We start from the raw sequence: 1,440 nt of genomic DNA on the forward strand, positions 1-1,440 counted from the left end.
GATTATCATTCATCCCTACATAACTAACTTTAAAAAAACGGGTTTTTATGTAAATTGTTATGCTGAAAATGAGCGCAATTTGGTAGTCATGAACTTGTAAATATTTTAAATTATCAGGTGTTGAATTCTTTTTTACTAGTGCTGCTAAGAAATGAAATTGATAGTCATAATCTCTGCGCTGGTAACATGTGGTGCGAGAAAAATAGAATAGAACCAATCTGGTGGTAAGGAGAACCATGGCTGAACACGTTTGTGTTCAGCCTTTTTATCAGTAAAAGCCAGGATTGCCAGACACAAAAGGAGGTCATAAATGTTCGATAATGAATGGAGAAACAAATTTTTCGCTGAATATTATTTTGGCGACTACTGTCTTAAATTCAACGAGGTTTTGTTGAAAAATGGTCGAGTAATACCTATTCCACCAAAAGAGCTGCACATATTGAGTCTTCTTGCTGCCAATGCAGGGCGCCTTCTGAGCAAAGAATTTCTCATCAAGACGGTATGGAATGGCGGTATTGTGAGTGATGAGTCATTAACCCGATGCATCTATTCCTTAAGGAAGATCTTAGAAAAAAATGGTGATTCTGGCTATATAGAAACGATATATGGAAAAGGTTATGCATTCGCATCAGAGATATCACTGACCCCTTGTGTTAAACATAATACGCAAGAGATGCTGGCGGTTTTTCCCTGTGGGAAATTTTCCGATCTGGCATTTGTCGATGTCTATGAGATGTTTTCTGAGAGCCTGCCTGTGGATGTCAATATTTACCCCTATGCTTTATTAAGCAAATGTAAAAATCCTGAAGATTTTCAGATGTTTATCAAGCATCATAATCCAAAATATGTTGTCTATTATACGCTTACCGATGTTGATCATAATGAACGGATCATTAATTTTAGCGTCGAAAACAGAATGGCAGATGAGGCGGTGGCCTGGCTGACGGTTGATGTCACGCAGCTAAAAGAACGCAACTATACTTATTTCAAGCATCGTATTCAGCGCTATTTTAAACCTAAATTCTCCAATGATGATGGGCAACAGGTCTTTGAACAGACCAGTTTTACAGAAAAAAATCATTTGCATCACTCTTTGGTTAATTATCTGATTGATGATTACAGCCACTCCAGCCTCACCACGACCGTCAATGTATTGCTAAAAAATGCAAACTGCATGAATCATCACGTTGATGGAGTTATAAAGCTTGCAGAGTGCTATCTGGGATTCATTTTGTCCGGGGATAGCAATGTCTATAAACTGATTTATAAAATTAAAAAGATCATCGATAGTCTGCTTCTGGTTGAACCATTAAACGCCAGGGTGCTGGCGCTGATGGGGGTGGTGAAAAGTATCGATAAAGAGGATGAGCATTCACATCATTGTTTCTCCCAGGCCAATTATTTAGCGCCGAATGATGATTTTGTGATTTATTATTATGC

1 protein-coding gene is annotated in these 1,440 nt (G+C 38.1%); it reads left to right on the forward strand.

Features of this window, described 5'->3' with window-relative positions:
• Nucleotides 1-310: 310 nt before the first annotated feature.
• Nucleotides 311-1,440 (forward strand): winged helix-turn-helix domain-containing protein (locus NNN71_RS24555; protein WP_271459575.1); only part of this gene is annotated, 1,130 nt, incomplete at its 3' end.

Source organism: Kluyvera sp. Awk 3, assembly GCF_028069715.1.
Lineage (GTDB): Bacteria > Pseudomonadota > Gammaproteobacteria > Enterobacterales > Enterobacteriaceae > Kluyvera > Kluyvera georgiana_A.